The 1,908-nt window shown below is 63.3% G+C and carries 3 protein-coding genes; all 3 read left to right on the top strand.

Going from position 1 to position 1,908, the window contains the following annotated elements; genetic code table 11:
• A partial coding sequence (locus tag J4F42_21995) for a hypothetical protein (protein MCE2488196.1) occupies positions 1 to 265 on the top strand: 265 nt, incomplete at its 5' end.
• Positions 253 to 864, top strand: a complete 612-nt coding sequence (locus J4F42_21990; protein ID MCE2488195.1) for a class I SAM-dependent methyltransferase — start codon at positions 253 to 255, stop codon at positions 862 to 864. The genes J4F42_21995 and J4F42_21990, both read left to right, overlap by 13 nt.
• A gap of 164 nt (positions 865 to 1,028) precedes the next feature.
• Positions 1,029 to 1,908: TIGR03560 family F420-dependent LLM class oxidoreductase (locus J4F42_21985; GenBank protein ID MCE2488194.1), on the top strand; the 880-nt coding region annotated here is incomplete at its 3' end.

Genomic DNA, 1,908 nt, shown 5'->3' with positions numbered 1-1,908 from the left:
CATGCTGGTCGGCATGGCCCTGGGCATGCTGGTCTCCCTGCTCAGCCCGATTGTCTTTACGCCCCTGTTTGGCGCCCATGAGGTGATGATCCCCAGCATGCTGAGCGGCATGCTGTCGGGCATGCTGGTCGGCATGGCGGCGGCCATGCAGCCCCTGAGCGCAGGAACGGTCAGCGCTCGTGGCGCGCTTATCGGGCTTGGCGTGACCGTCCTGGTATGGATTGGCAACGCCGTCTTACACGGAGAGCAATCATGGACCTCGTAACAAAACACAAGTGGGATAATGCCGCCGCCAGCTTCGACTTCATGAATTCATACGGGCCGGAGAAGCGCTGGGGGCCGGTCAAGCGGGAGTTCTTCTCTGCCATGCACGGCAAGATCCTGTTTCTGGCGGTCGGCACGGGGCTCGACATTCCGTTCTTCCCGCCCAAGCAGGATATTGTCGGCATTGATATCAGCGCCAAAATGCTGGAGCGGGCCAAAGCCCGGGTGGATCGGTATCCGGGCACAATAGAACTCCACGAGATGGACGTGCACGACCTGCCGTTTCCCGACGCCAGCTTCGATCAGGTGTTCACCTCGTGCACCTTCTGCTCGGTGCCCAACCCGGTCAAAGGGCTGGAGACGCTCAGGCGGGTGCTCAAGCCCGGCGGCGAGCTGCGCATGTTCGAGCACACCGGCAGCCGCTATTTCCCGTTCAATGTGCTGCTCAATGTGATGAACAAGGTCTCAAAGCGCCTTGGACCCGAGGTCAACCGCGATACCGTCAGCAACGTGCAGCGGGCCGGCTTTCGGGTACGGCAGGTGAACCACGTTTTTTTGGACGTGGTCAAGACCATCGTGGCCGAGGCGCCGCAGCACTAAACATGGGAGAGCGTGTGGGGAAGAGACGAGCACCGGAGTCTGGCCGGCCCTTGGACCGACGCCGGTTTCTCGCCGGCCTGGGCGCGACGGCAATCGGCGTCGCCGGCCTCGACGGCGGCTGGCCCGGCCGGGCGGCCGCCCAAACACCTGGAAAGGATCGGCGCATGACACGCTTTGGGATTCAGATCGAACCCCAGTTTGGATTTTCGTACCAAGAGGTTGCGGGCCTGGCCACCGACGCCGAACGGCTCGGTTTTGACGCCCTGTGGGCATCCGACCATCTGTTCTGGGATGCCCAGTCCGAGCAGCGCAACTGCATGGACGCCTGGACCCTGCTGAGCGCCCTGGCGCCGGTCACCACCCGCCTGCGCTTAGGCACCCTGGTCAGCTGCAACTCCTACCGTCTGCCGAGCATCCTGGCCAAGGTCGCGGCCAGCTTCGACCATCTGAGCAACGGCCGTCTGGAGTTCGGCATTGGCGCGGGCTGGAAGGAGATGGAGTATCGGGCCTACGGCATTCCGTTTCCGTCAATCGGCACCCGACTGGCCCAGCTCGAAGAAGCCGTTCAGCTCATCCAGCTGTTATGGACCCAGCAGCGCGCCTCGTTTGAGGGCAAACACTACCGGCTTGAGCGGGCGGTGTGCGCGCCCAAGCCGGTCCAGCGTCCGCTCAAGACCTGGATTGGCGGCATGGGCGAGAAAAAGCTGCTGCGCATGGTGGCCCGTTACGCCGACGGCTGGAACGCCATGCCCGGCGTGCCGGTTGAGGCAATGCGGAAAAAGATGGACGTGCTGCGCCGTCACTGCGACGCGGTCGGGCGCGACTACGCCAGCATCGAAAAATCGCTGTTCATCCTGTGCTGCGTGGTCGATGACGAGGCCGAACTCAGAACCCGGGGGGCGGAGCTGGAAAAAGTCCTGGGCACGGCTGATGTCATCAGAGCCGGCCGCAAGATACGCACCGCAGGCACGCCCGAGCAGGTGGCCGAGACCCTGCGCGGATTTCAGGCGCTGGGCTTTGACTATTTTATCGCCATGTTTCCGT

This window comes from Desulfurellaceae bacterium, assembly GCA_021296095.1.
In the GTDB taxonomy this organism is placed as follows: domain Bacteria; phylum Desulfobacterota; class Binatia; order Bin18; family Bin18; genus JAAXHF01.
Note: the sequence above shows the minus strand (reverse complement) of the source record. Positions and strands in the feature narration are given on the sequence as shown.